1 protein-coding gene and 1 pseudogene are annotated in these 2,251 nt (G+C 68.9%); both read left to right on the top strand.

Annotated features, from left to right (window positions below):
• Window positions 1-1,695: DAK2 domain-containing protein (locus AC2VOP_RS17585; RefSeq protein WP_486962153.1), on the top strand; the 1,695-nt coding region annotated here is incomplete at its 5' end.
• Between the two features lie 2 nt (window positions 1,696-1,697).
• Window positions 1,698-2,251: pseudogene (locus tag AC2VOP_RS17580) on the top strand (ATP-dependent DNA helicase RecG); the annotation flags it as partial.

The following is a 2,251-nucleotide window of genomic DNA, read 5'->3' as shown; positions in this document are numbered from 1 at the left end:
GACTGGGCGCACACCGCGGTCGGCGACCTGATTACCCACACCGACGAGATCAACCGGCTCAACGTGTTCCCGGTCGCCGATGCCGACACGGGCACTAACATGCTGTTCACCATGCGTTCCGCGCTGGCGGAGGTCGACAGCGTGGCCGCTTCGGGAGAGGTGGCCCAGGTCGCGGCGGCGCTCTCCGCCGGAGCGATGCGCGGGGCCCGCGGCAACTCCGGGGTCATCCTGTCACAGATCCTCCGCGGCATTGCCGACGTCACAGCCGACGTCACAGCCGATGTCAGGACCGATGTCAGCGCCGGCCGCACCGCCGATGGCGACGGCGAACTGCTCGATATCGACGCAGTTCTGCTCGGCGCCGGACTGCAGCGCAGCGTTGAACTGGTCGTCGCCTCGATGGGCGGGCGAGAGGTTCCCGGCACCATCGTGTCGGTGCTCAAAGCGGCTGCCTGTGCCGTCGAGCGGCACGCGACAGACGGTGCAGGGCTGCACGCGGTGGTCACCGCAGGCGGTGACGCAGCGGCCGTCGCGCTGGAGAGAACCCCCCAGCAGCTCGATGTGCTCGCCGACGCGGGGGTGGTGGACGCCGGCGGTCGTGGTCTTTTGGTGTTGCTCGACGCGCTGCGCTTCACGATCACTGGGCAGTCGCCCGCTCGCGCCGCCTATGAGCCGCTGCACGAAGTGACCCGGTCGGCCCGGTCGACGGCGTCCCCGTCGGGCACCGCGCAACCCGCTCCGCAGTTCGAGGTGATGTACCTGCTGGACGGCTGTGATGCCACCGCAGCCGACGCGCTGCGCGACCGGCTTGAGCAGCTAGGTGAATCGGTGGCGATCGCGGCTTCGGCCCCCGCTGAAACGTCCGGTGGAGCCTACTCAGTGCATCTGCACACCGACGACGCCGGCGCCGCCGTCGAAACGGGCCTGGCGTTCGGTCGGCCGCACCGCATCCAGGTCTCGGCGCTGGCCGGTTTCCACGGGGGGTCCGGGTTGTCTCCGGGCAGTTGGACTCGGGAACGGGCCGTGCTGGCCGTGGTCGATGGCGACGGCGCCGCGGCGTTGTTTGCCGCAGAAGGCGCCTGCGTGCTGCGACCCGACGCCGACGCTACCCACCCCACGACCGGGGTCAGTGCACGACAGCTGTTGCGTGCGGTGGTCGACACCGGCGCAGCGCAGGTGATGGTGCTGCCCAATGGCTACGTGGCCGCCGAGGAGTTGGTGGCCGGGTGCACCGCCGCCATCGGCTGGGGCATCGACGTGGTGCCAGTGCCGAGCGGATCGATGGTGCAGGGTCTGGCCGCGCTTGCGGTGCACGATGCGGGTCGGCTCGTCGTCGACGACGGCTACACCATGGCCCGAGCGGCAGGCACCACCCGGCATGGCTCGGTGCGTCTGGCCACCGAAGCGGCACTGACCTGGGCTGGGCCTTGTGAACCTGGGGACGGTCTGGGCATCACCGGCGACGAGGTGCTGATTGTGGCCGAGGACGTCACGGCCGCCGCGATCGGCCTGATCGATCTGCTGCTGGCCGCCGGCGGCGAGCTGGTCACTGTGCTGACGGGCGCCGGCATTACGCCGGATCATGCCCTGGCCCATGTCCTAGCCCAGCATGTGCACGATCGTCATCCGGGAACCGAACTGGTGACGTTTGCGACCGGACACTCCGGCGACGTGCTGCTGATCGGAGTCGAGTAGCGATGGTCACGCTCAGCGATCGGCTCGACTACGTGCTGGGTGGCAAAGCCGCCGGACCGCTCCACGAGGTCTTCGGCATCCGAACCGTCGATGACCTGCTGCGCCACTATCCGCGCAGCTACGTCGAGGGCGCGGCGGTGCGGGGAGCAGCCGACGAGCAACCGGTGGCGGGCGAGCACGTCACCCTGGTCGACACCATCACCAGCGCGGTGGTCCGGGAGATGAAAAAACGGCTGCCCGACGGCCGCAAGGACGAGTATCTGGTGATCACCGTGGGCGCGGGACGAAACCGGGTGACCGCCACGTTTTTTCACGCACGCGGACTCAAGTGGAGGCTCACCCCGAAAACCCGGGTAATGCTGTCCGGAGAGGTCGGTTTTTTCAAGGGCACCATGCAGCTGACCCACCCCGCCTTCCTGATCCTGGAGCCGGGTAAGAGGAACTTCGGCAGCGACTCGCTGCGCAACATCGCCGACGCGTCGCAGGCGGTCAGCGGCGAAGTGCTGCAGTCGGAGTTCGAGCGGCGCTGCTACCCGATCTACCCGGCCAGCACCAA

It is taken from the genome of Mycobacterium sp. TH-M106 (genome assembly GCF_057473765.1).
Note: the sequence above shows the minus strand (reverse complement) of the source record. Positions and strands in the feature narration are given on the sequence as shown.